The 26,354-nt window shown below is 67.0% G+C and carries 24 protein-coding genes, 1 tRNA gene and 1 pseudogene; 7 read left to right on the forward strand and 19 right to left on the reverse strand.

The window, feature by feature from the left end:
- Window positions 1-3 precede the first annotated feature (3 nt).
- Complete coding sequence (locus ACUDTM_RS04850; RefSeq protein WP_329847473.1) at window positions 4-960, forward strand: SOS response-associated peptidase family protein; 957 nt, start codon at window positions 4-6, stop codon at window positions 958-960.
- A gap of 124 nt (window positions 961-1,084) precedes the next feature.
- Here ACUDTM_RS04850 and ACUDTM_RS04855 read toward each other — a convergent pair whose 3' ends face one another.
- The gene (locus ACUDTM_RS04855) at window positions 1,085-1,465 is read right to left on the reverse strand and encodes a response regulator (RefSeq protein ID WP_061479069.1); all 381 of its coding nucleotides are present in this window, start codon (window positions 1,463-1,465) and stop codon (window positions 1,085-1,087) included.
- A 132-nt stretch (window positions 1,466-1,597) separates the two neighbouring features.
- On the opposite strand from ACUDTM_RS04855, the gene ACUDTM_RS04860 reads away from it, so the two are divergent.
- Both ACUDTM_RS04860 and ACUDTM_RS04865 read left to right on the forward strand, forming a co-directional pair.
- Window positions 1,598-1,683: transfer RNA gene (locus ACUDTM_RS04860), tRNA-Leu, on the forward strand.
- A 269-nt stretch (window positions 1,684-1,952) separates the two neighbouring features.
- Window positions 1,953-2,160: pseudogene (locus tag ACUDTM_RS04865) on the forward strand (GGDEF domain-containing protein); the annotation flags it as partial.
- 27 nt (window positions 2,161-2,187) lie between these two features.
- Here the strand turns inward: ACUDTM_RS04865 and ACUDTM_RS04870 are convergent.
- Complete coding sequence (locus ACUDTM_RS04870; protein WP_188240866.1) at window positions 2,188-4,014, reverse strand: methyl-accepting chemotaxis protein; 1,827 nt, start codon at window positions 4,012-4,014, stop codon at window positions 2,188-2,190.
- A gap of 530 nt (window positions 4,015-4,544) precedes the next feature.
- Between ACUDTM_RS04870 and ACUDTM_RS04875 the strand changes: the two genes are divergently transcribed.
- The gene (locus ACUDTM_RS04875; RefSeq protein ID WP_252744508.1) at window positions 4,545-5,633 is read left to right on the forward strand and encodes a DUF5694 domain-containing protein; all 1,089 of its coding nucleotides are present in this window, start codon (window positions 4,545-4,547) and stop codon (window positions 5,631-5,633) included.
- Window positions 5,634-5,694: 61 nt separating this feature from the next.
- Complete coding sequence (locus ACUDTM_RS04880) at window positions 5,695-5,985, forward strand: putative quinol monooxygenase (protein ID WP_061479066.1); 291 nt, start codon at window positions 5,695-5,697, stop codon at window positions 5,983-5,985.
- Here ACUDTM_RS04880 and ACUDTM_RS04885 read toward each other — a convergent pair.
- From ACUDTM_RS04885 to ppsR, 15 genes are all read right to left on the reverse strand, one after another.
- Entirely contained in the window at window positions 5,927-6,229 is a 303-nt protein-coding gene (locus ACUDTM_RS04885) for a hypothetical protein (protein ID WP_072167439.1), read from the reverse strand. The two genes, ACUDTM_RS04880 and ACUDTM_RS04885, sit on opposite strands and share 59 nt — an antisense overlap.
- 62 nt (window positions 6,230-6,291) lie before the next feature.
- The gene (locus tag ACUDTM_RS04890) at window positions 6,292-8,481 is read right to left on the reverse strand and encodes a PAS domain-containing protein (protein WP_072167438.1); all 2,190 of its coding nucleotides are present in this window, start codon (window positions 8,479-8,481) and stop codon (window positions 6,292-6,294) included.
- A gap of 207 nt (window positions 8,482-8,688) precedes the next feature.
- The gene (locus ACUDTM_RS04895) at window positions 8,689-11,076 is read right to left on the reverse strand and encodes a Tex family protein (protein WP_353080312.1); all 2,388 of its coding nucleotides are present in this window, start codon (window positions 11,074-11,076) and stop codon (window positions 8,689-8,691) included.
- Window positions 11,077-11,283: 207 nt separating this feature from the next.
- Window positions 11,284-11,499, reverse strand: coding sequence for a hypothetical protein (locus ACUDTM_RS04900; protein ID WP_005417149.1), 216 nt, complete (start codon window positions 11,497-11,499; stop codon window positions 11,284-11,286).
- A 385-nt stretch (window positions 11,500-11,884) separates the two neighbouring features.
- Window positions 11,885-12,289 carry a hypothetical protein gene (locus ACUDTM_RS04905; protein WP_088123871.1) on the reverse strand — a complete coding sequence of 135 codons (405 nt, stop codon included), beginning with the start codon at window positions 12,287-12,289 and terminating at the stop codon, window positions 11,885-11,887.
- Between the two features lie 44 nt (window positions 12,290-12,333).
- A complete protein-coding gene (locus ACUDTM_RS04910; protein ID WP_194430536.1) occupies window positions 12,334-12,492 on the reverse strand; it encodes a PspC domain-containing protein in 159 nt (52 codons plus the stop codon).
- Between the two features lie 112 nt (window positions 12,493-12,604).
- A complete protein-coding gene (locus ACUDTM_RS04915) occupies window positions 12,605-12,973 on the reverse strand; it encodes a YfeK family protein (RefSeq protein WP_334272189.1) in 369 nt (122 codons plus the stop codon).
- 33 nt (window positions 12,974-13,006) lie between these two features.
- Entirely contained in the window at window positions 13,007-14,074 is a 1,068-nt protein-coding gene (gene phaC / locus ACUDTM_RS04920; protein ID WP_072168075.1) for a class III poly(R)-hydroxyalkanoic acid synthase subunit PhaC, read from the reverse strand.
- Window positions 14,071-15,120 (reverse strand): class III poly(R)-hydroxyalkanoic acid synthase subunit PhaE, encoded by a 1,050-nt coding sequence (gene phaE / locus ACUDTM_RS04925; RefSeq protein ID WP_227837012.1) that lies wholly within the window; start codon window positions 15,118-15,120, stop codon window positions 14,071-14,073. The genes phaC and phaE overlap by 4 nt, the downstream gene beginning before the upstream one ends.
- Before the next feature lie 22 nt (window positions 15,121-15,142).
- Window positions 15,143-15,757 carry a CDP-alcohol phosphatidyltransferase family protein gene (locus tag ACUDTM_RS04930; RefSeq protein WP_019660264.1) on the reverse strand — a complete coding sequence of 205 codons (615 nt, stop codon included), beginning with the start codon at window positions 15,755-15,757 and terminating at the stop codon, window positions 15,143-15,145.
- Between the two features lie 455 nt (window positions 15,758-16,212).
- Window positions 16,213-17,574: an MATE family efflux transporter gene (locus ACUDTM_RS04935; RefSeq protein WP_334272187.1), complete on the reverse strand. Its 1,362-nt coding sequence runs from the start codon at window positions 17,572-17,574 to the stop codon at window positions 16,213-16,215.
- Between the two features lie 117 nt (window positions 17,575-17,691).
- Entirely contained in the window at window positions 17,692-18,306 is a 615-nt protein-coding gene (locus ACUDTM_RS04940; RefSeq protein WP_111201511.1) for a DUF2239 family protein, read from the reverse strand.
- A 143-nt stretch (window positions 18,307-18,449) separates the two neighbouring features.
- Window positions 18,450-18,938: an NUDIX hydrolase gene (locus tag ACUDTM_RS04945; protein WP_088496173.1), complete on the reverse strand. Its 489-nt coding sequence runs from the start codon at window positions 18,936-18,938 to the stop codon at window positions 18,450-18,452.
- Window positions 18,939-18,980: 42 nt separating this feature from the next.
- On the reverse strand, window positions 18,981-19,490 hold the full coding sequence (locus tag ACUDTM_RS04950; protein WP_334272184.1) for a DUF1249 domain-containing protein: 510 nt from the start codon (window positions 19,488-19,490) through the stop codon (window positions 18,981-18,983).
- Between the two features lie 177 nt (window positions 19,491-19,667).
- Window positions 19,668-20,489 (reverse strand): posphoenolpyruvate synthetase regulatory kinase/phosphorylase PpsR, encoded by an 822-nt coding sequence (gene ppsR, locus ACUDTM_RS04955; RefSeq protein WP_005417170.1) that lies wholly within the window; start codon window positions 20,487-20,489, stop codon window positions 19,668-19,670.
- 144 nt (window positions 20,490-20,633) lie between these two features.
- On the opposite strand from ppsR, the gene ppsA reads away from it, so the two are divergent.
- Window positions 20,634-23,012, forward strand: a complete 2,379-nt coding sequence (gene ppsA / locus ACUDTM_RS04960) for a phosphoenolpyruvate synthase (RefSeq protein WP_188240859.1) — start codon at window positions 20,634-20,636, stop codon at window positions 23,010-23,012.
- A 145-nt stretch (window positions 23,013-23,157) separates the two neighbouring features.
- Window positions 23,158-24,057, forward strand: a complete 900-nt coding sequence (locus tag ACUDTM_RS04965) for a mechanosensitive ion channel family protein (protein WP_334272182.1) — start codon at window positions 23,158-23,160, stop codon at window positions 24,055-24,057.
- A 131-nt stretch (window positions 24,058-24,188) separates the two neighbouring features.
- Here the strand turns inward: ACUDTM_RS04965 and ACUDTM_RS04970 are convergent, their stop codons facing one another.
- The gene (locus tag ACUDTM_RS04970) at window positions 24,189-25,304 is read right to left on the reverse strand and encodes an alkene reductase (RefSeq protein WP_227837010.1); all 1,116 of its coding nucleotides are present in this window, start codon (window positions 25,302-25,304) and stop codon (window positions 24,189-24,191) included.
- Window positions 25,305-25,443: 139 nt separating this feature from the next.
- Complete coding sequence (locus ACUDTM_RS04975) at window positions 25,444-26,319, reverse strand: EcsC family protein (protein WP_049415102.1); 876 nt, start codon at window positions 26,317-26,319, stop codon at window positions 25,444-25,446.
- Between the last annotated feature and the right edge of the window lie 35 nt (window positions 26,320-26,354).

Genomic DNA, 26,354 nt, shown 5'->3' on the forward strand with positions numbered 1-26,354 from the left:
CCCATGTGCTATTCCGCCCTGATCCGCGCTGACTACGCCAAACTGGTACGCGAGTTCGGCGCCATCCTGTCGCTGGAGGACTTCGCCGAACTGTACGCACACGATCCGGGCAAGAAACGGCCGAAGACCCCGAAGGCGATGGATGACGGATTCGCCGGTGCGCGTACCGAACAGGGGCGGGACATCGTGGCGAAGATCCAGCAATGGCATGCGCAGGAGCAACAGGCCCTGGAGGCCGAACTGGCCCGGCAACGCGAACGACGCGATATTGCCCATGCCACGCTGGCCACCCGGCCCACGCAGAAGGCGCGCAACGACCTGCGCGTGGCCGGTAACCGCATCGAGCGCGCACAGGCCCGGCTGGAAGACCTGCATCGGGTGCAGCTGCTGCCGCGTGACAACCGCATTTTCCCCGGCACCTACGCACCGGTGATGGTCAGCGAGAACGGCCAGCGCGTGATCAAGCCGATGCGCTACCAGTGCCGGCTGCCGGACAAGCCGGCGCGCAACGACGTGCTTTACCCCGGCACCTACAATGCGCGGCGCGACAGCCTGGAAGGTTACTGGCGGGGTGCGTTCGGACTGCGCCACGGCGTGGTGGTGGTACAGGCGTTCTACGAGCACGTGCCCCGCCACGCCATCGCCGGCCGCACCCTCGGTGCCGACGAAAAGGAACAGGACGTGGTGCTCGAATTCCGTCCCGATCCGCCCCGCGACCTGCTGCTGGCCTGCCTCTGGGCAGAATGGGAAGGACCGGAAGGCCGCCTGCTGTCGTTTGCCACGATCACCGACGCACCGCCCAGCGACGTCGCCGCTGCCGGGCATGACCGCGGGGTAGTGCCGATCCGCAAGGAACACCTCGACGCCTGGCTCAACCCCGAACCGGATGACCTGGCGCGCCAGTACCGCATCCTCGATGACCGCGAGGAGATCCGTTACGTGTACGAGGAAGCGGGCTGAGCGCCGGACGCAATTGAAAAACCCCGCCTGGACGGGGTTCCTGGATCAGGGGTTGCCGCCGAACTTCGCAGACGCGAGCATTCAGCCGTCGGCAGTATCCCCCTGCCGGTCCGTGACGGACGGCTCAGGCCTTGACGCTGGAGCGACCCACCGCTCGCGCCAGCGCGCGTGACAGATCAGCCGACAGGTACGGCTTGACCAGCAGCAGGCCGGCCAACATCGGCGCCGGCAGCTGCTCGGCCAGCATCCCGGTGGCCAGCACGAACGGAATGCCACGCGCTGAAAGCGCTGCAGCCACCGGCTCACTGGTCTCGTTGCGGGCCAGGCGGTAATCCAGCAGGGCCACGTCAGGAGTGCTCTGCTCCAGCAGCCGCAGGGCCTCGGACACACTCGCTGCGAGGCCAACCACGACCGCACCGGCATGCACCAGCTGCATCTGCAGCAGGGCCGCACTCATTTCGTCGTTCTCGACCACCAGCACCCTCAGGTCCTGCAACACTGTCATCGGCTACCGCTCCTGGAGGCAATTGCACGCTGGGAGTATAGCTATCAAGGGGCCAATGCCGACAGGAACCGCCCTCATAGGCCCTCCTACTATGCATCGCCTGCCGACCTCGGTTACACTCGTACGCTGCCTGCCGGTGTGGCGGAATGGTATACGCAGCTGACTCAAAATCAGCCGGGGGTGACCCCATGAAGGTTCGAGTCCTTTCACCGGCACCACAGCATCAAAGGCCAGGTCCGTGATCTGGCCTTTTGCTTTTCCCGGGCCAGAGCGCCGACACTGGCGAAGATGCCCCAGCATGCCCTGCCCGCGCGATTGCTTCTCCTGCGGGCGTCCGACGCCGTCGCCTCGTCCCACTACCTCTCGCTGCCGGGCGTGATCGAGCACACCAGCTGGGGCCACGTTTCCGAACGGGCGATGGCGCTGCAGATCGCCCGCCATCTGCCTGACGCATCCGATCAGCGCTGGCGCTGGGGACGCCAACAACCTGCAGGCGGTCGCCGCGATCCTCGACGGCTGCCCGCAACGCAGTGATGACCTGCTGGCCCGCGACGGCGGCGAGGAATTCATCGCCACCCTGCGAGCGCCTGCGCGCCGCCGTGGAAACCGCCGCCCTGCCCGCCGCTGAGGCCCATGTGACCATCAGCATCGGCGTAGCCTGGCAGGCCGCGCATGAGCAGGCCGAGCCACGAGGCCGGGGAACAGCACTCCGACCGCCGGGCCTAGACCGCACGCAGCACCGCCGCGCCGTGCAGGTGCCCCGCGCCACCCTGCACGCGGAAGCTGGCCACGGTCTGCAGAAGCTGCGCTGACTGCTCCTCCATGCTGCGCGCCGCGGCCGAGGCTTCCTCGACCAGCGCAGCGTTCTGCTGGGTGCCCTGGTCGATCAGATCGACAGCGTGGTTCATCTGCTGGATGTCGTCGCTCTGCTGCTGTGCGGCCGTGCTGATCTCGGACATCAGGTCACTGACCCGGCGCACGTTGAGCACGATCTCGTCCATGGTGCGGCCGGCGCTCTCAACCTGCGCGGTGCCGGCGCCGACATTGGCCACCGACGCATCGATCAGCTGCTTGATCTCCTTGGCGGCACTGGCCGAGCGCTGCGACAGTTCGCGGATCTCGGTGGCGACCACGGCGAAGCCACGCCCGTGTTCGCCCGCACGCGCGGCTTCCACCGCGGCGTTCAAGGCAAGGATGTTGGTCTGGAAAGCGATGCCGTCGATCACGCCGATGATGTCGACGATGCGCCGCGAGGATGCGTTGATCACCGCCATGGTCTCGACCACTTCGTGCACCACGTTGCCGCCACGCGCAGCGACATCGGCAGCCCCACCGGCCAGCTGACTGGCCTGCCGTGCGTTGCTCGCGGTGCGCTGCACGGTCTCGGCCAGGCCCTTCATCGACATGGCGGTCTCCTCCAGCGACGCTGCCTGCTGCTCGGTGCGCTGCGACAGATCGCTGTTGCCCTGCGCGATCTCGGTGGCACCGACGGCGATGGTGTCGGCGGCAAACTTGATCTGGCCGATGATCGCAGCCATCGCCTCGACCAGCGAATTCACGCCTTCGCACAGCTCGGCGATCGGCCCGTGCTTGTCGGCGGTGGCCACGCGCCGGGTCAGGTCGCCCTCCTTGGCGGCCGCCACCACTTCACGGGTCTGCGCCACGGCGCGCTGCATGGCCTGGTTCTCATGCACCTGCGCGGTGATGTCGGTGGCGTACTTGACGACCTTGAACGGCTTTCCATTGAGATCCAGGATCGGGTTGTAGGACGCCTGGATCCAGACCTCGCGCCCGCCCTTGCCGAGGCGCCGGTACTGGCCGGCATCGTATTCGCCACGGCCCAGCTTCTCCCAGAACTGCCGATACTCGGCACTGCCACGATACTCGGGCTCGACGAACAGCGAGTGGTGCTGGCCACGCACGTCGTCCAGGCTGTAGCCGGTGGCTGCCAGGAAGTTCTCGTTGGCCGAAAGGATGCGGCCGTCCATGCCGAACTCGATCACCGCCTGCGACTTGTCGATCGCCGCCAGCTGCCCGGCCGAGTCGGCCGCCTGCAGCTTCTGCGCGGTGATGTCGGTGGCGAACTTGACCACCTTGTAAGGCCGCCCCTGCCGGTCCAGCACCGGGTTGTACGAGGCCTGGATCCAGATCTCGCGCTGGCCCTTGCCGAAGCGCCGGTACTGGCCAGCGTCATATTCGCCACGCCCCAGCCGCGCCCAGAAGTCGCGGTACTCGGCGCTGCGCGCCTGCTCGGGATCGACGAACAGGGAATGATGCTTTCCCTGGATCTCCTCCAGCCGGTAGCCCATCGCCTGCAGGAAGTTGTCATTGGCCTGCAGGATGGTGCCATCGAGGGCGAACTCGATGACCGCCTGGACCCGGTGCAGCGCCGCGACCTGGGCTTCCAGCTCGGCACGGCCGTCGGACACGGCCTCGGCGCCGGTGCGGTGCTGGGGTGCCAGCGCGTCCAGCAGGGCACGCCACGGCGACCAACGGGTATGCAGCTCAGCCGGCGCCTGTGCGCCCGCCGTGAAGCCTGGAATGAGCATTGTCTGATCCTCGGTGTCCGGTAAGCGGTTGCGACCCGACGGGCGGGATGCCCGGCGGCAACTTCAGGTGCCAGGGACTACAGGTGCCAACCGGCACCTCTCGAGCGACTGCCACGAACGTCTGCTGCGGGTGCGATCGGCATCTGGGAGCGGCGGAACACACAGCGCGGGCCGCCCATCGGGGACGGCCTGGGGTCCTGCGGCGGGTGACTGGAGCGGGATCCAGAGGGAATATCGGCGAGGCGATCGGTGGCTTTAGCCGGATTACGCGACGTCCGTCGCAACTTCAGATGCAGCTGCAGGGACGCGGTAGACAATCGCGATGTACTTCACATTCTGCTCACGCTCGGTGGGGACACCGGGTGTCATCACGGAACATGTCGCGCGTTGCCGTCGTCACTGGGCAGAGCCTTGCCGGGCACGATGCAGTTCAGGCCCAAAAGGTTTGCATGACCAACGGGCGATTCCGTGGCAGGTGAAAACGGCCAGCATGCAGCGAACTGCAGGACGCGCACTGACACGGAGATCGCATGTTCCCACGCTTGGCCAGCCTCCTGATCCTGGGCCTGTGCAGTACCGGCGCCCTCGCTGCCGATGCCACCTATCGGCCCGCCTTCCATCCGGACCAGCTGAAGGGGCCGCCTGTCGGGCGACCGAACGAGGTGCTGGTACTGGGCACCGCCCACCTGTCCGGCCTGCCCAAGTCGTTCCAGCCCGCCTTGCTTGAACCGTTGCTGCAGCGACTGGTCGCCTGGAAGCCCGAACTGATCGCCACCGAAGACCTGTCCGGCCTCCAGTGCGATTCCATGCGTCGCTACCCGGAACGCTATGCGCAGAGCGTGGCCACCTACTGCTTCGACACCACCGCTGCGCAGGCTGCCACGGGCCTGGACGTGCCCGCAGCGAACGCCCAGGCCGAGCGCCTGCTTGCGACCTGGCCGGACGAGCCGACGCCCACCCAGCGTCGTCGGCTCGCCGCATTGTTCCTGGCAGCGGGCGAACGCGGCTCGGCGCAGGTGCAGTGGCTGCGCCTGCCTGCGTCCGAGCGCAAAGCCGGCGATGGGCTGACGCCGGCCCTGGTCGAGATCCTCGGCAAAGGCCTGGTCCGCCGCAATGAAACCAGCCTGATCGCCGCCGTCGTTGCTGCCCGCCTCGGGCATGAACGGCTGTGGGCCGTGGACGACCACACGGCCGATTCTCCCACACCGGCCGAGGATGAAGCGGCGGCCAGTGCAGCCATCACCGGTGCCTGGAACAATACACACTTGCGGGCGCGACGGGAGGCCGATGAACGCCTCGTGGCCAATCTGGACAAGCCCGGCGGCGTCATGGCGCTGTATCGGGATTACAACAGCCCCGCGGCAGCGATGGCAGCGTACCAGAGCGACTTCGGCGCGACGCTCGTCGAGCCGTCCTCCAAGGCGTTCGGCCGGATGTATGTCGGTTACTGGGAAACCCGCAACCTGCGCATGGTCGCCAACGTCCGCGACGTGCTGGGCCTGCACCCTGGCAGCCGAATGCTGGCCATCGTCGGTGCCTCGCACAAGGGCTACTACGAGGCCTACCTCAATCAGATGCACGACGTGCAGCTGGTCAGTACGGACACGGTATTGCGTTGACCAGGATAGGTGCACGCGATGCGCTGGCACTATCCTGCAAGGCCCGTCTGCAGGTGCCGACATGCTGAAAGTGATCGCCGAGGATTTCATCCATCCCGATGCGGTGGACACCGTGCTTCCCCTGTACCGCGAGCTGGTCGCATGCACGCGGCGAGAGCCGCTCTGCCTCGGCTATGAACTGTTCGTCGACCAGAAGGACCCCGGGCATTTCGTCTTCATCGAGCAATGGCCGGACCGCGACGCTCTGGATATCCATTGCGCCAGCGAGCACTTCCAGCGTCTGGTGCCTCAGATCAACGCGTTCCAGCGCGCACCGTGCCGGGTCCTGCTGATGGACGCGGCACGGGTGTAGTGCCGGAAGCGAGACGCCCGCCGTCGCCGCGGCCATGCCGCCACAGCAACACGCAGGCCGCAACCGTGCAGGCCAGGCTCAGGACCAGCAGCGCGACCGCGCCTTGCTGCAATACGGGCAACAACGCCTGCGCGTACGGGTCGCCGCGCAGCTGTTCGGCGCGCAGGCAGGTGGCCAGCGCCAGGCACCAGCCGACCAGCGCCGGGATGAACATGCGTACCGCAACCGGGTTCCAGGCATTCATGGGTTCACCTGCTTCAGGGGAGATGCGCACAGTATTCGCGCGCGTCCTCTCACAGACTGAGATCAGTCCTGGGCGGCATCGGCATCGTCGCCTGGAAGCTCCGACAGCTCGCCCTGCACCTGCACGTTGTTGCGCCCCAGCGCCTTGGCCCGGTAGCACTGTGCATCGGCAGCGGCCACTGCCTGGTCCACGCTCATGCCCCCCGCCAGGGGCGCGATGCCGATGCTGGCACCGACCCGCAGCCGATGCTGATCCCACGGGATGGACAGCGCTGACAGGGTCTGCAGGAGTTCACCGCCGATCCGTGCGGCACGACGCGGCGTACACCCGGACAGGATCACCGCGAACTCGTCGCCGCCCAGCCGCGCCACCACGTCCGAATCACGCACACCATGTCGCAGCACACTGGCCACCGCCCACAGCACGGCATCGCCGGCCAGGTGGCCCCAGGTGTCGTTGACCGGCTTGAAGCGGTCCAGATCGATGTACATCAGCGAGGCGGCCTGCCCGGTGCGCTCGACGCGGGTGATCGCCTGCTGCAGGTGCACCTCGAAACCGCGGCGGTTGCTCAGTTCGGTGAGTGGATCGATCTCGGCCAGGTGGCGGGCTTCGCGCTGCCGCGCCCGCTGCTGGGTGTCGTCGCGCAGCACCCACACCGCGCCGCGCACATGGCCTTCGTCATCGCGCAGCCAGGCCCGCGTCAGGTCCACCGGCACCGTTGCCGTGCCCAGGCGCAGCAGCAGGTCGGCGTGCAGGTCCACCGCGTTGCTCTCCGGGTCCAGCAGTACCGACACATCCAGTACCGAGCCGGGCGCGTACTCGGTGGTCAGCGCCAGCACGTCCTGCACCTTGTGCCCGGCCAGCGACAGCGCGCCATCACCGGCCAGGGTGCGTACCGCGGCCGCGTTGGCATAGTCGATGCGGCCGTCAAGGTTGACGCTGAGCACCAGGTCGGCCACCGCATCCAGGGTGATGCGGCTGCGCTGTTCGCTCTCGAACAGGCGTTGCTCACTGCTGCGCTGGGCGGTGATGTCCTGGATCTGCGACACGAAGTGCAGCGGCTGGCCATGCTCGCTGCGCACCAGCGACACCGACAGCCGCGCCCAGATGATGCGGCCGTCGCGGTCGAGATAGCGCTTTTCAAGGTGGTAATGGCTGCGCCGTCCGGCCAGCAGGTCCTGCACCAGGGCCAGGTCGGTCTGCAGGTCATCGGGATGGGTCAGGCGCTGGAAGTCGACCTGCAGCAGCTCTTCGCGCGGGTAACCCAGGATCCGGCACAGCGCATCATTGACGTCCAGCCAACGCCCCTCCAGCGACACCAGCGCCATGCCCAACGCCGCCGACGTGAATGCACCGGCGAACTTCTCCGCCGACAGCCGCGCCTCGGCCCGTGCCTGCAGAATTTCGGTGATGTCGATGGCCATGCCGACGTAGCCGATGCGTGCGCCATCGGCACCTTCCATGCGGCTGATCGACAGGCGCACCTGGCGTGGCAGGCCCTCCTTGCGCAGCAACGTCCACTGCCGCGAGTAGGTCTGCCCGTCAGCGCGGGCACTGAGCGCTTCGAACACGTCGGGAAGGTTGCCCTCGGCATCGGCCAGCGGCTCCAGCCAGGCATTCAGTTCCTCCGGATCGTGGAACGCATCGAGCCGGCGCTGGCCGACCACCTCCGCTGCGCTGTAGCCCAGCAGGCGCTCCGCACCCGTGTTGAACAGGGTGATGGTGCCATCGGTATCGGTGGCGATCACCGCTACCTCATCGGACGCATCGACCACGGCCTGCAGGCGTTGGCGGGTTTCGGCCGCGTCCTGTCTCGCCTGCTGCAGCTCGGTGACGTCGGCATGGGCACCGGCCATCCACAGCGGCTTGCCCTGCCCGTCCCATTCAAAGACGCGGCCACGGTCCTGGATCCAGATCCACTGGCCGTTCCTGTGGCGCATGCGCAGCAGGCAGGCGTAGTTGTCGCTGCGCCCTTGGAAATGGTCGTCCAGCGCAGCATCGGACAACGCAATGTCATCGGGATGGACCAGCCTCAGGAACGTCTTCTGGCAGATGGGTTCCAGCTCTTCCAGGCGGTAACCGACGATCTCGGCCCAGCGCGCATTGACCCGCATCTCGCCGGTCTGCACGTTCCATTCCCAGGTTCCCGCGGCGGTACCGTCGATGATCATCGCCAGGCGGCGACGCTCTTCCGCCAGCTCCTGCAGGCGGCGCTCCAGCAGTCCATTGCCGTGGATGCCCTGGCCCGGCATCAATCCGGTCTCCTGCCGGCACGGGCAGGCGCCGAACGCAGCGCAGCGCTGCGACCGCCGGTACGAGCAACGGGTGGTGCTGGCGTCATGGCCCTCCCCAGCAACAGCGGGGTGGCCGGACGCCTCCCCTCAAGCGCAAGTGTGCGCAATCACGGGAGAATCGACAAGTCCCCCGCCATGAATCAAGTGTGACGGGGAACGCGGTCCTCAACTGCGCTTGGCGCGCGCGAAGGCCTCCGCCAGGGCGTTGTTGGCCGGGGGCGCGGACGCGGCGGGACGGCCACCATTGCCTTGACCCCGGTTCAGCCCGCGGTTCTGGCCGCCTGCATCGCGGCGCGGACCCTGCCCATGACCGCGCTCATCACGCTGTCCCGGGCGGCTGGTGGCTTGCCCGGGGGTATCGTCCAGGCGCCGGGTCAGGGCGATGCGCTTGCGCGCCACGTCCACCTCCAGCACCTTCACCTTGACGATATCGCCGGCCTTGACCACGTCGCGCGGGTCCTTCACGAACGTATCGGAAAGTGCCGATATGTGGATCAGGCCATCCTGGTGCACACCGATATCGACGAAGGCACCGAAGGCCGCCACGTTGCTGACCACACCCTCGAGCACCATGCCCTCGCGCAGGTCCTTGATGTCCTCGACGCCCTCGGCGAATCGTGCCGCCTTGAACTCGGGGCGTGGGTCTCGGCCCGGCTTCTCCAGTTCCTTGAGGATGTCACGCACGGTCGGCACGCCGAAGGTGGCATCGGTGAACTGCTCGGCCTTCAGGCCGCGCAGGAAGCTGCCATCACCGATCAGCGCCTTGATCGGGCGCGCGGTGCTGGCAACGATGCGCTCGACCACCGGGTAGGCTTCCGGGTGTACCGCCGAAGCATCCAGCGGTTCATCACCGTCGGCAATGCGCAGGAAGCCCGCGCACTGTTCAAAGGTCTTCTCGCCCAGGCGCGCGACCTTCAGCAGGTCCTTGCGGCGCTTGAACGGGCCGTTCGCATCACGGTGGCGCACGATGTTCTCGGCCACCGTGGCCGACAGGCCGGACACCCGCGACAACAGTGCAGCCGAAGCGGTGTTCACGTACACGCCCACCGCGTTCACGCAGTCCTCCACGCGGGCATCCAGCGCGCGCGCCAGGCGGTACTGATCCACATCGTGCTGGTACTGGCCGACACCGATCGCCTTGGGTTCGATCTTCACCAGTTCGGCCAGCGGGTCCTGCAGGCGGCGGGCGATCGACACCGCCCCACGTAGCGACACGTCCAGCTCCGGGAACTCCCTGGCCGCGAACTCGGACGCCGAGTACACCGACGCCCCGGCCTCGCTGACCACTACCTTCTGCAGCTTCGGGTTGGCAGCGGCCTTGATCGCTTCACCGGCCAGCTTGTCGGTTTCGCGGCTGGCAGTGCCGTTGCCGATCGCGATCAGTTCCACGTTGTGCTTGGCGCACAGCTGCTTGATCGTCTGCAGCGACTGCTCCCACTGGCGACGCGGCTCGTGCGGGTAGATGGTGTCGGTGGCGACCAGCTTGCCGGTGGCATCGACCACGGCGATCTTGCAGCCGGTGCGGATGCCCGGGTCCAGTCCGAGCACGGTCTTCGGGCCGGCGGGTGCCGCCAGCAACAGGTCCTTCAGGTTGTCGCCGAACACCGCGATGGCTTCGGCTTCGGCCTTTTCGCGGGCTTGGTTGAACAGGTCCAGCAGCAGATGGGTGTGCAGCTTGGCACGCCAGGTCAGCCGGCACGCATCCAGCAGCCAGCGGTCGGCGGCACGGCCCTGGTCGGCGATGCCGGCCTTGCGCGCCACGCGTCCTTCGGCGTACTGATGGCCAGCCTCGGCATCGCTGCCCGGGTCCAGTTCCAGGAACAGGATCTCCTCGCGGCGCGCACGGAACAGTGCCAGCAAGCGATGCGACGGAATCTTCGCCAGCGCCTCGGCATGCTCGAAGTAGTCGCGGTACTTGGCGCCCTCGGTTTCCTTGCCCTCGGCGACGCGGGCACGGATCACGCCGGTCTCGCCCAGCCAGGTGCGCAGTTCACCGACCAGCGCGGCGTCTTCGCCCCAGCGCTCCATCAGGATCGCGCGCGCGCCTTCCAACGCGGACTTGGCGTCGGCCACGCCCTTGTCGGCGTCGACGAAGGTGGCCGCGAACGTCTGCGGGTCCTGCGTCGGGTCGGCCAGCAGGCCATCGGCCAACGGCTCCAGGCCGGCCTCGCGGGCGATCTGCGCACGGGTGCGGCGCTTGGGCTTGTACGGCAGGTACAGGTCTTCCAGCCGGCTCTTGGTATCGGCGGCCAGGATGTCATTGCGCAGCTCGTCACTGAGCTTGCCCTGCTCGCCGATGCTGGCCAGCACCGCCACGCGACGGTCCTCCAGCTCGCGCAGGTAGGTCAGCCGGGTTTCCAGGTTGCGCAGCTGGGTGTCGTCCAGGCCACCGGTCACTTCCTTGCGGTAGCGCGCGATGAACGGAACGCTGGCGCCTTCGTCGAGCAGGCCGACGGCGGCGCGTACCTGGGCGGACTGGGCACCGATTTCGTCGGCGATGGTCTGGGCGATCTGCTGGGCGAGCGCGCTCTGGGCGTTCTTGGCGTCGTGCATTGCTTCAGGTCTGTGCCGCGTTTCGGGAAGCCCCCATTCTGGCAATCCGCGACGGAGCCGGACAAGGCATTGACAGGGGGCGAGGTTCAGCGGCGAAGCCGGATTGGACGCCGGCATCCTGGCAAAGAGCGGGCTCGGACTGGCCCGGGGCTGGGATGCCGGCGCGGGCGCGCGATGGTGGGCGCGCCCTGCCGCGTGTTGCGACGGTCAGCGGTAGTGGCGGGCGGCGCGCTGCATGACGATGTCGTCACGCATGCCTTCCAAGGCCATCAGGCGGACCTTGCCGACACCCTGCAGTTCCATGAACCGCTCCGTGTAGAACTCCGGCCCCAGCGCGGTGTCGGCGCGGGATTTGCTGAAGCCGTAGGGCACCACGCCCTTCTCGCCATCCTTGCTACCACCGACATAAAGAACGATTGCCATGTGATGTCTTCCTCCAAATTGCTACTGCGTACTGCGCTCGATGAGCGATGCTGCGAGCTCATCGAGGGAGAGCTTACCGCGTCGAACCTGACTGGAACGTCACGAAGGCTAATGACGATCGGTTGCATGCAGATGACTGCGGGATCGCAGCAGAATGCTTACGGATCTTTAACTTCCGGCTAACGAATCGGTGGGGGATTCCCGCCAACGGCGCAGCCCCTCGTGGGTGGTTTGGTTGGTCGCGGAAAGCCGGTTTCCTGTGGGCTGGCCGGGAGGGTGGGTAGGCCGGGGACGCCGTGAACCCAACCCGACCGACCAGCGCGAGGGTTTTGCATTTGACAACCAGGCATCACCACCCACGAGGGGCCGCGCCGTTGGCTGGAAACTACGGCCACCAACCACGCCCGAACCGGGCGAAATGATCGGCCGCGCGTTCGAACGGATTGCGTGCACTCACCCCACCACACAGCAGGTACACCGGCAGGTACAACGGCCCCAGCACCATGTACTGGTAAACGTGCGCGCGCTCGTGGTCGTCCAGCCGGATCAGCGGCTCCACGCCCCACCCCGCCTGATGCGCATAGGTCCGGCAACAGATGCCGAGGTCATGGCCGGTATGCAGGATCACGTTGCCCAGGGTGATCGCACCGCCCGGCCCCCACGGCCAGTGATCGAACACCACGGCGCAGTCCCGCCCGCTCCATCGCAGCGTCGCGCCGCCAAGCATGCCGGCCAGGCCGCCGATCAGGCCGATCAGTGTGTTGGGCAGCGTCCATGCGGCGCCCAGCATCTGCAGCGCGCGCAGCCAGAGCGGCCAGGATCGAGCGGCGGTGTTCAATCCGCCTCGTTCGGAATCAGCAGCCACAGGATCAGGTAGATCAGAATGCCGGGGAAGGCGGCCGAGCCGATCGATACCAGCACGAACACGATCCGCACCAGGGTGGGGTTCCAGCCGAAGCGATGGGCAATGCCGCCCATCACGCCGGCAATCATGCGGTCGTTCAATGAACGCGACAGCGTCTTGGGCGTGGTGTTCACGGCGGTGTCTCCTCGGCTTGCGGGCAGAATCAGTCGAGCACGCCGCGACTCTACACCGCCTCCGTGTCTACGGCGTGCGGAGACGCAGCGCCTGCAGGCGCGCACCGAACCAGGCGGCCGCGGTCTGTTCAGGCTGCCCCGGGCACTGGATGCGGTAAGGCTTCCCGCTCATGCTGCTCTGGCTGGCGGCGCGCTCGATGAACTGCTCGGCGCTGTCCACCATGTCCTTCTTCAGCAGGTAGTCGTACTTGCGCTGCAGATGAGCGCGCGCATCGCCGCCGTCGTACCAGCTGCCATTGCGCTGGAAACGGCACTGCGAGCCGTCCAGGCTGGAAATCAGCTGGGCGATCTCCCGGCGTGCATGGGCACTGGGTGCGGCGTGGGCAAATTGTGCTGCCAGCAGTGCCGCAAGAATCAACGAAATCCGGTACGTCATCATCCCCCCAGGTCAATCGAGCATGGCTCGACTCTACAGGTCACGCGCCGTCAACCAGCCATCGATCGTGGCCGGCACTTCGCGCTGGGCGCGGCCGGACACATAGATACCAATGTGGCCACCGCGGAAACTGGACTCGGTGTAGTCGTCCGTGCCCAGGCGCCCACGCATCGCGCGCGAGGCGTCCGGCGGTACCAGATGGTCCTGCTCGGCATAGATGTTCAGCACCGGCAAGGTCACCTGCGACAGATCCACGGCTTCCTCGCCGATCCGCACCGTACCGTTCACCAGGCCGTTGCCCTGGTAGAACTGCTTGATGAAGTCACGGAACGCCTCGCCCGCCAGGTCCGGCGAATCGAAGATCCATTTTTCCATGCGCAGGAAATCCTCCAGCGCCGCCTTGTCGTCGAGGATATCGAGCAGACCGACGTACTTCTGCACGTTCAGGCGGAATGGCTTGAGCATCAGGTAGCTGGCATTCATCAGGTCAGCCGGTATGTTGCCCAGCGTATCCACCAGCAGATCCACGTCCACCTGCCGCGCCCAGTGCGAGAGCATGTTGTCGGCCGTCTGGAAATCGACCGGGGTGACCATGGTGATCAGCTTGCCCAGCTTCTCCCGGCGCAGCGCGGCATAGCACAGCGCGAACACACCGCCCTGGCAGATGCCGAGCAGGTCGATCGGGCCGCCACTGCGCACGCGCAGTGCATCCACCGCACCATCGATATAGCGCAGCAGATAGTCCTCCAGCGTCTGGAAGCGCTCCGAGCGATCCGGGTAGCCCCAGTCCAGCACGTACACATCCTGCCCAAGCGCCAACAACTTCTGCACCAGCGAGCGGTCGGCCTGCAGGTCGACCATGTACGGCCGGTTGACCAGCGCGTAGACGATCAGCAGCGGCGTGCGCCGGGTCGGCGCCTGTTCGCCGACGAAGCGGTAGAGCACCACCTTGCCGTCGCGCCACACTTCCTCGCGGGCGGTCACGCCATAGTCAACGTCTTCCACCTGCGGCAGCAGCTTCAGCCCCTCCATCAGCTTGCGCTGCATGGCCAGGGTCTCCTGCATCAGGTCATCGGCGTTGAAGCCCAGCGGTCCCTTCATCGGTCACGTGCCCGTGAGGTGGTGCGAGATTCGGACTTTTTGGCAGCCACCTTCTTTGCCGGCGCGGCCCTCTTCGCGGCCTTGCGGGCGGCTGGCTTCACCTTCGCCGGCGTCGGCTGCGCCACCGGATCGACCGCAGCGGTTCCAGCCAGCACCGCCACTTGTGCCTGCAGCCGGCGCAGGCTGCGCTCCAGCTCGGCGATGCGGCGGTGTGCGGCATCCATCTCGCTGCGGGTCGGCAGGCCGATACGTTCACTCATCTGTTCCACCTCGCGCTGCAGGCCTGCGCGCAGACGCATCTGCGCGTTGCCCAGCGAGGCGTACACCTGCTGGAACGGTTCGGACATGGCGACCTTGGCGTAGGCCTCCTCGGCCACTTCGATCCACAGGTCGAACATCGCGCGGGCGCTGGTCAGCTGGCTGCCCGGCTGTTCGTGCTCGGCCAGGCGCTGCTCGAACAGCGCAAATGCCTCGTCCAATGCCCGCTTGATCTGGTCGACATAGGCGCGCGAATGCTGCTGGTATTCTTCCTGCGCACGCAGCAGGGCCTGCCAGCGCGCCTGGTGCTCGCGGCCGGGGCCGAATGCCGGGCTCTGCAGCCACGGGCCCGCCTGCAACTGGAACTGCTGCAGCCATGCGGCGAATTCAGGTACTGCGGCACCGGCGTGGGTGCTGCCGCGGGCACCCTGCAGCATCCATTGCAGCATGCCGTCGCCCTGCCCCTGCACCGCCTCACGCCAGGCCTGGGCCACGTCGGCACTGCTGGCGTCGCGGCCGGCAAACCGAGCGGCGACCTCCTGCATGGTGCCGTACCAGCTGCCCGCCTGTTCGCGGAACCGGCGCATGGCATCTTCCGGCGCGCCGGGCGCCTGTTCGGGCAGCAATTGGCCCCACCAGTCAAACAACCGTTGCCAGCTGCCGGGGTCGTCACCGGCAGGTGCAGCGGGCGCGCCCGCATGGCGCAGAGCATCACCCCAGGCGCCGAAGTACTGCCGGGCCAGCGTCTCGAAATCGCTGCTGCCGGCATCGTGGGCCGAGCTGGTCATCGCAGGCCTCCGCAGGGCTGGCTCATGGCTTGGGGATACGCAGGGTCTTGCTGATCATCAGCGACCCGGACAGGGCGAACAACAGCACCATCGGGTGCAGCTGCCACGGTCCGATCTGCCACTGGCCGAACCAGATGTTCTGGCCGATGGCATCGGTGCCGGCGGCGATCGCCAGTACGATCACCAGCACCAGGCTGGTCGGGATCGGGGTGCCCTCGAAATACGTGACCTTGCCCTCATCGCCGGTCATTGCCTCGGCAGTGACGTTGTAGCGTGCCAGGCGGCTGACGCCGCAGCAGACGAAGTAGCTCAGCACCAGCCAGTCCCAGCCACCCTGCATGCCGCAGGCATAGGCCAGCGCCGCTGGGGCCACCCCGAAGGAGATCACGTCGGACAGCGAGTCCAGCTCGCGGCCGAGGGTGGAGCTGGACTTGCGCCAGCGCGCGATGCGCCCATCAAGGGCGTCGAAGATGAAGGCCAACGGGATCAGCGCCATGCCGAACAGCAGGTAGCCACGCTCGCCGTCCTGCAGGAAGCGCATGGCGGCAAATACCGCACCGGTGCCGCAGAAAGCATTGGCCAGGGTGAACCAGTCGGCCAGCTGGAATTCGCGCAGCATCGAGAAGTGACGTTTCATGGGGACTCACGGAGCATCAAGGCCCACAGGTTACCGCGAGCGCCGTCGCTGGTGACAGCGCTGGCGGGGCCCACCCTTCACCGCCCCCTCACCCGCCCTCACCGGCGGTGAATTTTTCGCCACCCATCTTGACAGCCTAGGGGGGTGGCGCCTGTCGCGGCTTATCCACAAAGTTGCCCACGCGTAATCCACACCCCCTGTGGACAACCAGATCTCACCGACTGCGCCGGTGGACATTTCCTCATCACCCTGACGCGGGGTTTCCCTACTTCCCAAGCCGCGAGGTCGGCGCTATGGTCACCGGCGGGCCCGCCGCCGCCACGTCCGATTCCTGGTGACGGACGATGATGATGCCGGATGCTTCCACCTGCTGCTGGCGCAGCGGCGCTGAAGTGGTAGAGCCGGCCGCTGGCCGGCTGCACCTGCCATTCCGGGGTGCCGGACGGCGGCCGGCACTACCCAGCCTGCACCCGCCGCCAACGCGCGAAGCACAACACCTGCATCACCAGCATGGCCAGCAACCCCAGCGGCCACGCCCACCACACGCCGGCCAGCCCGTGCTGCGCCTGCATCCACATCGCCAGCGGCAGTTCCAACAGCAGCACCGCTGCCATACCCAGCAACGCTGGCAACCATACCGTGCCGCTGCCGCGCATCACCCCGACAAGCACCGCGCTGATTCCCATCGCCAGCACGCCCCACACCACAGTGCGCAGCTGCAACGCAGCCAGCTCGCGCACGTCGGCTGCCGCCAGGATCAGCCCGGTCAGCCCGCGCGCCAGCGCCACAACAAGCACCACCACCACGCTCAGCGTCGCCAGCGCCACCAGCACACCCGTCCGGGCGATGGCCGGCAGCCGTGCTGTACGCCCGGCGCCCATCGCATGCGCCGCGAGGATGGTGGCGGTGATCCCCAACGACATTGCCGGCAACTGCACCCAGTTCATCAGCTGGTTGACCGCACCGTAGGCGGCCGTAGCGGTGTAGCCGTAACGGTTGATCCAGCCCAGCAACACGATTTCGGCGACGGCCAGGCTGAGCATCTGCAGCGAGGAGGGTATGCCGATGCGGAGCATCGATCGGATGATCGCGCCATCGAAACGAATGGCATGCAACAACTCAGGGCCCGGTGCCAGGGGATGTCCTGCCCGATGCCAACGCAACAACAGCCAGCCCAGGGCCAACAGCGAGGCAAACGCCGCCGACACCGCCGCACTGGCCGCTCCCAGCCGCGGCAGGCCGGCCCAGCCCAGAATCAGCAGCGGCGTGCACAGCAGGCCCACCGCCGTGGCCAGCAGCAGCGCATGCAGCGGCGTCTTCGCATCGCCTACTGCGCGGCTCACGGCCGTGGCCAGCCACAGGAGGAAGAACGCCGGCGCCGCCAGCAGCAGCACGCGCGCGTAGACGATGGACTCACCGAGGATCGGTGCCGGTGTACCCAGTGACATCAGAAGCTGTGGTGCGAAACCGCTCCCCAGAGCCATCACCAGCACCGACAGCACAAGGATCAGCGCCACCGCACTGCCAGCCACCGCGCGCACCTGCTGCGGCCGACCCGCGCCCCAGGCGTGCCCGATCAGCACCATCGCGCCGGTCGCCAGGCCCATCACCAGGGCCAGCAGCAGGAAGAAGACCGGGAAGAACGCAGCGGCCACGGCCACCGCCTGGGTACCGAGCAGATGGCCGAGGTAGATGTTGTCCAGCGTGCCTGCGGCCAATTGCAGCGCATTGGTCAGCAGCATCGGCAGCAGCAGGGCCAGGTAGGTGCGCCACAGAGGCGGCGCGACCAGGGGCGTGGGATGTACAGGGGAGTTCATGGGGTTCTCTGGGCAAGGCGCTGCCCTGCCCGGCGTTTCCACCAGCAAAGCAAGCACAGGGGACCGGGCCGTGGCCCGCGATCAGGTGGCGCCGCCGCTCAACGACGGCGCGATGGTTCAGCCGTCAGCGCTGTCGAACGCCAGACGCAGGGCGTGGTCGCGCACATCCCTGGGCCAGGAATGCAGCACCGCTTCAAGGCCCGTACGGTCGTGCGCGAACAGCACGCGGATGGCCTCCTCGAAGCCCGGCAGGTCACCGGCGATGGTCTGCATGAAGTGATACGCGCGCTCGGCATCGCGACGCCGGCGGTCCTTGTCCGCACCGGCGCGGCTGGCCGCCTCCACCAGTTTTCGCAATGCCACCGAGGCCCCGCCCGGCTGCTCTGCCAGCCACGCCCAATGGCGCGGCAGCAAGGTCACTTCACGGGCGACCACGCCCAGCTTGGGGCGGCCACGGCCACGCGGGGTCGCAGCGTCTTCGGCAGTGATTTCGGCATCCGCCTCGTCAGAGGGGGGAAACGCTTCGGTTACCCGCGCCAGCAGTTCCTCATCACTGCCGCGCGTATCGAAATCGCGGGTGCGACCGGTGGCGTTGTCGAACACCAGCAATGGTCCGGCAGCGTTGTCGGCGCGCAGCCGCTTGAGCGCCAGTGCCGCCACTTCCGGGCTGCCGCAGGCAACGAGGCGATGACCGTCGAAACAACTGAAGGGAGGGAGGCGGGACGCAGGCATGGCAATGGCATCAGAGGTGATGCGCAAATATTGCCCGGGTAATTTATGGTCGTCAATATCGCCCGGGTATTAATTGACCGAAAGAGCCTGCCAACCCGGGTTGGCACCCACCGGAATGGTTGGCACCTCCCCGATTCGCCGGGTCACAGCCGGCTGTAGGACCAACTGACCATGCGCCCGTCCTTGTACGGCATCACGCCGTGGAACGGGCGCGGGTCGGCGTCGAACACCAGCGGCAGGAAGTTGCGGTCGCCTTCCCACATCGGCAGCGTGTCCAGCTTGTCCAGATCCACCCACTCCAGCGTGCCTTCGTGATTGCCGCCGTGCGGGGTGCCTTCGAAGCTGTCGATGACGAACACGAAGCCCAGCCAGTCTTCGCCGTGCCTGCCGAAACCGGGCCAGCTGAGAGTGCCGCGCAGGCGCATGCCGGTGCAGTCGATGCCGGCTTCCTCGGCAATCTCGCGGCGCATGCTGGCCGCCACGTCCTCGTCCGCTTCGATCTTGCCACCCAGGCCGTTGTACTTGCCGAGGTGATGGTCACCGGGGCGCGTATTGCGATGGATCATCAGCACCTGGCGACGATCGGGCGACAGCACATAGCCCAGGGTGGCGACGATCGGGGTGTACGGCATGGGGCGGAATCCAGCGGCAGGTCAGCCCTGGATTATGGCCGATCAGCGCACAAGCGACAGGCGGCGCTCGGCAGGCGCACCGGTGCCATCGGGGTCACGGCGCAGCGTTGCGACGCCGTGGCCGCGCTCGGCCAGGTATTCCAGCCACTTGCCGAGGAAGGTGTTCATCCGCATGCGATGACTGATCAACTCCGCCGGCGGCGGGTACAGGCCCATGGTGTCCTGCCAGCGGCGGCCGACGTAGCAATGGGTGGTCTCGGCCTGGCGCGCGTCGCGGTACAGACGAACATAGGCCGACGGATCCGGCTCGCCAGTGACCGGGTCGGCCAGGTCGTAGGTCAGCCGCAGTTCCACCGTGTAGCGGTGGCACTCGATCACGTCCAGGCGGACATCCAGGCCGTCGCCGATCGAGGAAATGTAGCTGCCCGCCGCCAGTCCCGCCGGTTCGAACAGGCGCACCAGATGGCGGTAGTTCTCCGCGTACAGGCCCATCAGCCAGCTCAGCCGGCTCAGGCGGGGAATGCGTTCGGTACGGGGCAAGGCTCGGGCCATGGGTCGATCCTACACGTTGGTGCTTCAACGTGGGGGCGCCTCAAGCCACAGCCAACCCGACGACGACGATCCCCCTGCAGGGCCGAGACCACGCTCGGCTGCGCTTCGGCCAGAACCCGCTGGCCCAGCCGAGCGTGGGCTCGGCTCTACGGGCACAGCCAGGCGCGCCGGAAAGGATCAATACAGCTCGCGCTGCAGCCCCAATGTGGCCAGCACCTTGCTGGAAATCTCCTCGATCGAGGTGTGGGTGGTGCTCAGGGTCGGGATCCGCTCCATGCGGAACATGGTCTCGGCCGCGGCCACCTCGCGCTTGCAGGTGTCCAGGTTCGCGTAGCGCGAGTTCGGACGGCGCTCCTGGCGGATCTGCTGCAGGCGGTCCGGATCGATGGTCAACCCGAACAGCTTGCGCCGGTAGTTGCGCAGGCGCGGCGGCAGGCGGTCGCTTTCCAGGTCTTCGTCGGTCAGCGGGTAGTTGGCCGCGCGCACTCCGTAATGCAGAGCCAGGTAGATGCAGGTGGGCGTCTTGCCGGCGCGCGACACCGCCACCAGGATCACGTCGGCATCGTCATAGTTCACCGCGATGCCGTCGTCATGGGTCAGGGCGAAGTTCATCGCGTTGATGCGGCGGTGGTACGTGTCGAAATCGACCATGCCGTGGGCCTGGCCGACCCGGGCCAGACGCGGGCTGGCCAGTTCACGCTCCAGCGGCTCGATGAACGGCGCGAACACATCCAGCATCAGCGCCCCGCTGTCGGCCAGGATCAGGCTCAGGCTCTGGTCCACGCAGGAGTTCACCACGATCGGCCGGACCTGGTACCGCTCCCCCGCCGCCTGGATCCGGGCGCAGGCTTCACGCGCTTTTTCAGGGTCGTCGACAAACGACATCCGATCGGTAATGAAGCTGAACCCGGAGAACTGGGTCAGCAGGCTATGCCCAATGGTTTCAGCGGTGATACCGGTTCCATCGGAAACGTAGAACACCGGACGGATGGTCGACATGCGCGCTTTTACCCCCTACAAAGCTTAAAAAGGCCGCCAGCACAAGCTTGTGCCGACGGTGCTCTGCCCGGCATCATATCGGCTTCTTCCTACGGACGCGGCCACTCAGCCCGCCTCGGGCGATGGCCAAACGGAGCATCGCGCTTGAACGAGAACATCCTGTGGTTGCACGAACTGCGTCTGGCCGATCTGGCCCGCGTAGGCGGCAAGAATTCGTCCCTGGGCGAGATGATCGGCAACCTGGCCGGTCTGGGCGTTTCGGTGCCGGGCGGTTATGCCACCACCGCTGAAGCCTTCAAGGACTTCATCGCGCACAACGACCTGTCCAAGCGCATCTTCGACAGGCTGGCCACGCTGGACGTCGAGGACGTCAATGCGCTGACCGCCGCCGGCAAGGAAATCCGCGGCTGGGTAATCGACGCCCCGCTGCAGCCGCAGCTGGACCAGGACATCCGCACCGCCTACGCCAAGCTGAGCGCCGAGAATGGCGGCGGTGACGTGGCCGTGGCCGTGCGTTCGTCGGCCACCGCCGAGGATCTGCCGGATGCCTCCTTCGCCGGCCAGCAGGAAACCTTCCTCAACGTGACCGGTGCCGACGACGTCGTGCACAAGGTCAAGGAAGTGTTCGCCTCGCTGTACAACGACCGCGCCATCGCCTACCGCGTGCACCACGGCTTCAAGCATGAGGACGTGTTCCTGTCCGCCGGCGTGCAGCTGATGGTGCGTTCGGGCGTCGGCTCCTCCGGCGTGCTGTTCACCCTGGACACCGAGTCCGGCTTCCGCGACGTGGTGTTCGTCACCTCCTCGTTCGGCCTGGGCGAGATGGTCGTGCAGGGCGCGGTCAATCCGGACGAATACTACGTCTACAAGCCCACCCTGCAGGCCGGCAAGCCGGCGATCCTGCGCCGCTCGCTCGGCAGCAAGGCGATCCGCATGGTGTATTCGGATGTCCCCGGTGAGCGCGTCCGTATTGAAGACACCCCGGCCGAACTGCGCGCCACCTTCTCGATCAGCGACGAGGACGTGCAGGAACTGGCCAAGCAGGCGCTGGTCATCGAAAAGCACTACGGCCGCCCGATGGACATCGAGTGGGCCAAGGACGGTGTCAGCGGCAAGCTGTTCATCGTGCAGGCGCGCCCGGAAACGGTGAAGTCACGCAGCCACGCCACCCAGATCGAGCGCTTCGCGCTGACCGAGAAGGGCGGCAAGGTGCTGGCCGAGGGCCGTGCCGTCGGCGCCAAGATCGGTTCGGGCGTGGCCCGCGTGGTGAAGACGCTGGACGACATGAACCGCGTGCAGCCGGGCGACGTGCTGATCGCCGACATGACCGATCCCGATTGGGAACCGGTGATGAAGCGCGCCTCGGCCATCGTCACCAACCGCGGTGGCCGCACCTGCCACGCCGCGATCATCGCGCGCGAGCTGGGCGTGCCAGCCGTGGTCGGTTCGGGCAACGCCACCCAGGTCATCGAGGATGGCCAGCTGGTCACCGTCAGCTGCGCTGAAGGCGATACCGGCTTCATCTACGAAGGCAAGCTCGGCTTCGAACGCACCACGACCGATCTGGGCAACATGCCGCCGGCGCCGCTGAAGATCATGATGAACGTGGCCAACCCGGAACGTGCCTTCGACTTCGGCCAGCTGCCGAACGCCGGCATCGGCCTGGCCCGCCTGGAAATGATCATCGCCAGCCACATCGGCATCCACCCGAACGCGCTGCTGGAATACGACCGCCAGGACGCCGCGACCAGGAAGAAGATCGACGAGAAGATCGCCGGCTATGGTGACCCGGTCAGCTTCTACGTGGACCGCCTGGCCGAAGGCATCGCCACCCTCACCGCCTCGGTTGCACCGAACCCGGTGATCGTGCGCCTGTCGGACTTCAAGTCCAACGAGTACGCCAACCTGATCGGCGGCAGCAACTACGAGCCGCACGAAGAGAATCCGATGATCGGCTTCCGCGGCGCCAGCCGTTACGTCGACCCGAGCTTCTCGGCCGCCTTCGCGCTGGAGTGCAAGGCCGTGCTGCGCGTGCGCAACGAAATGGGCCTGGACAACCTGTGGGTCATGATTCCGTTCGTGCGCACCCTGGAAGAAGGCCGCAAGGTCATTGAGGTGCTGGAACAGAACGGCCTGAAGCAGGGCGAGAACGGCCTGAAGATCATCATGATGTGCGAGGTGCCGTCCAACGCACTGCTCGCCGATGAGTTCCTGGAGATCTTCGACGGCTTCTCGATCGGCTCCAACGACCTGACCCAGCTGAGCCTGGGCCTGGACCGCGACTCGTCGATCGTCGCGCACCTGTTCGACGAGCGGAATCCGGCAGTGAAGAAGCTGCTGTCGATGGCGATCAAGGCAGCACGTGCCAAGGGCAAGTACGTCGGCATCTGCGGCCAGGGCCCGTCCGATCACCCGGATCTGGCCGAATGGCTGATGCAGGAAGGCATCGAGTCGGTGTCGCTGAACCCGGACACCGTGGTCGACACCTGGCTGCGCCTGGCCAAGCTGAAGGCCAACGGCTGATGCCGTGATGGGCTGACGTCGCTTTCATCGACGTCCGCCCATACTGCTGCTGCACGCAAGCCCCGCCTCTGCGGGGCTTGCTGTTTCTGGCGTCCACGCACGCCCTGCCCCACGCAGACATCGCTACGCAGCAAAGGACTTCCGCATGATCGCCGCCGCACCTCCCGCCCCCGCCCCCGCCGCAACGCCCTGGTTCCACTCGCTCAACTGGGAGCGCCTGCTGGAAACCTACGGTGTGCCGTTACTGGCCGCCATCGTGGTGCTGCTGGTGGGCCTGTGGGTGGCGCGTCGCCTGTCCAACGCGATGCCGCGCGCCACAGCGCGCATGGGCGTGGACCCGATGCTGGGCAGCTTCCTGCGCAACGTGGTGTACGCCGCATCGCTGGTGATCGTGGTGGTGCTGGCCATCGGCACGCTGGGCGTGCAGATCACTCCGCTGCTGGCCGTGCTCGGCACCGCCGGCCTGGCCGTTGGCCTTGCCCTGAAGGATTCGCTGTCCAACATCGCCTCGGGCGTGATGCTGGTGACACTGCGGCCGTTCCGCGTCGGCGACGTGGTCACCGTTGCCGGACAGACCGGCACGGTGCGCGAAGTGCGCATTTTCCAGACCGTCATCACCGGTGCCGACAACCAGCACACCACCATTCCGAACACGCTGATCACCGCCGCACCGATCATCAACCTGACCGCCGAGCCGACCCGCCGCGTCGAACTGGTGATCGGCATCGGCTACGAGGACAACATCCAGCTGGCACGCGACACCGCGCTGGCGCTGATGAAGGCGGACCCGCGCGTGCTGCAGACGCCGGCACCGGACGTCGTGGTGTACGAGTTGGGGGCGCACGCGATCAACCTCGGCATCCGCTGCTACGTGAAGTCGGCCGACTGGTTCGGTACCAAGGTCACGCTGCTGGAGCAGCTGAAGCTGGGCTTTGACAGGGCCGGCATCAACATCCCGTATCCGCAGCAGGACATGCACCTTTACCTGCATGGCAAGGATGGCGGCGTGGTCGAGGCGGAGGCGCTGGTGCGCGACAAGCCCTGATCCCAAACAGAAATGCCGGCCAGCGGCCGGCACTACCCTGCCCCGCGCCCCCTGGTAGTGCCGGCCGCTGGCCGGCACCCACCCATCTCCATGCACCGGTAGTGCCGGCCGCTGGCCGGCAGCCTTCAGGATCAGGCCGCGACGCTCTCTTCCAGCGTCGGATAATCGGTGAAGCCCGCCGCGCCACCGCCAAAGAACGTCGCCCGATCCGGCGGGTTCAATTCCGCCCCCAAACGCAGACGCTCCGGCAAATCCGGGTTGGCGATGAACGGCCGGCCGAAGCCAATCAGGTCAGCCCAGCCTTCAGCCAGTGCCTGCTCGGCGCGCTCGGCGGTGTACTTGCCGGCGTAGATCAGCGTGCCCGGGTAGACCATGCGCAGCGCCTGCTTGAACGCCACCGGCATCAGCGGTGCATCGTCCCAGTCGGCTTCGGCAATGTGCAGGTAACCCACGCCCAGATCACCCAGCAGATGCGCGGCCGCCAGATAGGTCGCCTGCGGCGTATCGTCCACCGCGCCCTGCAACGTGGTCAGTGGCGCCAGGCGCACGCCGACGCGATCACCACCGACCACCGCAACCACCGCCTGCACCACCTCGCGCAGGAACCGCAGGCGGTTCTGCAACGCGCCGCCATAGCCGTCGGTGCGCTGGTTGGCCTGCGAGTCGATGAACTGGTTGATCAGGTAGCCATTGGCACCGTGCAACTCCACGCCATCGAAGCCTGCGTCCAGCGCGTTGCGTGCCGCCTCGGCGTAGTCGGCGACGATGCCCGGAATCTCGTCTTCGCGCAGCGCGCGCGGCATCGAATGCTGGATCATTTCGCCCACCCCGGCTTCGGGACCTGCCCCGGTCGGGTCGACGAACACCTTCACGCCTTCCGCCAACAACGCCGACGACGACACCGGCGCGGCGCCGCCCGGCTGCAGCGCCACGTGCGAGACCCGGCCGACATGCCACAACTGGGCGTAGATGCGACCGCCGGCAGCGTGCACGGCATCGGTCACCCGGCGCCAGCCCTTCACCTGGTCCGGGCTATGGATGCCCGGGGTCCAGGCATAGCCCTGGCCTTGAGGGCTGATCTGGGTGCCTTCGCTGACGATCAGGCCGGCGCTGGCGCGCTGCGCGTAATACGTGGCCATTTCGGCAGTGGGCACGTTGCCGGCCGACGAGCGCGAGCGGGTCATCGGCGGCATCACGATGCGGTTGGGCAGCGTCAGTGCGCCCAGATGATGAGGAGTGAACAACATGGCGGCGATCTCTTGCGGGAGGAGTGCCACCAAGAATGGGGATGGCGCCCGCCAGGCAACAGGCACGCACTGGCAAAACAGTTGTTCCCCCACGGCAAGGATCACCCTGTACGAGGGCTCATCCACGCACAGCGTGTATCTACTCCACCCTTGGCTCGATCTTTACCGCACCGTGTGCCACGCGGTCATAGCAGGCGCGCACCACATCTTCCCCATACTTCAACTCCAGCCGGCGCACGATGAAGTGACCACGCGCCATGTCCTGGTAGTAATCGGTGAACATGGTATTCAGTGTTGCACCCGCGGCCGCACCAACGATCGGCACCGCCTGCGCAGCGAATTTCTCGGTAACAACCACGCCGAAGCGCGCCGCCACCTTCTCCACCATCTTCGCCAGCAGCTTGCCGGCTTCCTTCGGCGCCACGCCCAGCGTCAGGTCGCGGCCGGTCACCACCCGCCCGGCCAGCTCGGCCGACAGGTGGCGCATCACATCGGTGGTGAAGCCGCGGGCCAGGTAATAGCCCGTCTCGCTGGCGTCATCACGCGGCGAGTTGCCGCCCAGCGCGAACACTTCCAGGCACGCCTGGCGGGTGCTGAACTCGGACAGGTCAAACCCCTCGCTGCGGGCGACGTCGGCCACCGCACGCATCATGATCGTGGTCGACACCGGCAGCTCGATGAGCAGGGCGGCAAAGCCGAAGGCACCGCCGACCGCACCGGAGGTGGCTGCCGCCAATTTGTGCCAGCGGGTCGACGCTCCCTTGCCGGGCGAGTTGTCCATGCTCCACAGGGCTGCCTGCGCCGACTTGGACAGTGCCGCCTGCACCGCACCGTGGATGCGGTTGGAGACCGAACTGGGCAGCGCCTTCACCGCGAACTCCAGCGGCGTACCGACCAGGTTCGCCATGCGCGCGGTCAGGGTCGGCGCTTCCAGCAGCGCCACCGCGCGCTGCAGGTCGGACCAGTCGCGGGCGTCATGGGCGATGTCGCGGGGAAGCAGGATGGGCTCGTTCATGGCGCCGATGTTAGCGCCCGGAAGTTGAACGGTTC

The organism is Stenotrophomonas maltophilia group sp. vghtpe118 (assembly GCF_052605195.1).

Excerpts from the sequence above, each read along its gene's own strand:
- ACUDTM_RS04965 (WP_334272182.1), top strand. The coding sequence starts at position 23,158 with ATGATCGCCGCCGCACCTCCCGCCCCCGCCCCCGCCGCAACGCCCTGG.
- ACUDTM_RS04895 (WP_353080312.1), bottom strand. The coding sequence starts at position 11,076 with ATGCACGACGCCAAGAACGCCCAGAGCGCGCTCGCCCAGCAGATCGCC.
- ACUDTM_RS04935 (WP_334272187.1), bottom strand. The coding sequence starts at position 17,574 with ATGAACTCCCCTGTACATCCCACGCCCCTGGTCGCGCCGCCTCTGTGG.
- ACUDTM_RS04900 (WP_005417149.1), bottom strand. The coding sequence starts at position 11,499 with ATGGCAATCGTTCTTTATGTCGGTGGTAGCAAGGATGGCGAGAAGGGC.
- ACUDTM_RS04970 (WP_227837010.1), bottom strand. The coding sequence starts at position 25,304 with ATGTTGTTCACTCCTCATCATCTGGGCGCACTGACGCTGCCCAACCGC.
- ACUDTM_RS04910 (WP_194430536.1), bottom strand. The coding sequence starts at position 12,492 with ATGATTGCCGGCGTGATGGGCGGCATTGCCCATCGCTTCGGCTGGAAC.
- ACUDTM_RS04950 (WP_334272184.1), bottom strand. The coding sequence starts at position 19,490 with ATGGCCCGAGCCTTGCCCCGTACCGAACGCATTCCCCGCCTGAGCCGG.
- ACUDTM_RS04850 (WP_329847473.1), top strand. The coding sequence starts at position 4 with ATGTGCTATTCCGCCCTGATCCGCGCTGACTACGCCAAACTGGTACGC.
- ACUDTM_RS04905 (WP_088123871.1), bottom strand. The coding sequence starts at position 12,289 with ATGCTGGGCGCCGCATGGACGCTGCCCAACACACTGATCGGCCTGATC.
- phaC (WP_072168075.1), bottom strand. The coding sequence starts at position 14,074 with ATGAAGGGACCGCTGGGCTTCAACGCCGATGACCTGATGCAGGAGACC.
- ACUDTM_RS04880 (WP_061479066.1), top strand. The coding sequence starts at position 5,695 with ATGCTGAAAGTGATCGCCGAGGATTTCATCCATCCCGATGCGGTGGAC.
- ACUDTM_RS04945 (WP_088496173.1), bottom strand. The coding sequence starts at position 18,938 with ATGCCGTACACCCCGATCGTCGCCACCCTGGGCTATGTGCTGTCGCCC.
- ACUDTM_RS04940 (WP_111201511.1), bottom strand. The coding sequence starts at position 18,306 with ATGCCTGCGTCCCGCCTCCCTCCCTTCAGTTGTTTCGACGGTCATCGC.
- ACUDTM_RS04885 (WP_072167439.1), bottom strand. The coding sequence starts at position 6,229 with ATGAATGCCTGGAACCCGGTTGCGGTACGCATGTTCATCCCGGCGCTG.
- ACUDTM_RS04890 (WP_072167438.1), bottom strand. The coding sequence starts at position 8,481 with ATGCCGGGCCAGGGCATCCACGGCAATGGACTGCTGGAGCGCCGCCTG.
- ACUDTM_RS04870 (WP_188240866.1), bottom strand. The coding sequence starts at position 4,014 with ATGCTCATTCCAGGCTTCACGGCGGGCGCACAGGCGCCGGCTGAGCTG.
- ACUDTM_RS04930 (WP_019660264.1), bottom strand. The coding sequence starts at position 15,757 with ATGAAACGTCACTTCTCGATGCTGCGCGAATTCCAGCTGGCCGACTGG.
- ACUDTM_RS04915 (WP_334272189.1), bottom strand. The coding sequence starts at position 12,973 with ATGACGTACCGGATTTCGTTGATTCTTGCGGCACTGCTGGCAGCACAA.
- ACUDTM_RS04855 (WP_061479069.1), bottom strand. The coding sequence starts at position 1,465 with ATGACAGTGTTGCAGGACCTGAGGGTGCTGGTGGTCGAGAACGACGAA.
- ACUDTM_RS04875 (WP_252744508.1), top strand. The coding sequence starts at position 4,545 with ATGTTCCCACGCTTGGCCAGCCTCCTGATCCTGGGCCTGTGCAGTACC.
- ppsR (WP_005417170.1), bottom strand. The coding sequence starts at position 20,489 with ATGTCGACCATCCGTCCGGTGTTCTACGTTTCCGATGGAACCGGTATC.
- phaE (WP_227837012.1), bottom strand. The coding sequence starts at position 15,120 with ATGACCAGCTCGGCCCACGATGCCGGCAGCAGCGATTTCGAGACGCTG.
- ACUDTM_RS04975 (WP_049415102.1), bottom strand. The coding sequence starts at position 26,319 with ATGAACGAGCCCATCCTGCTTCCCCGCGACATCGCCCATGACGCCCGC.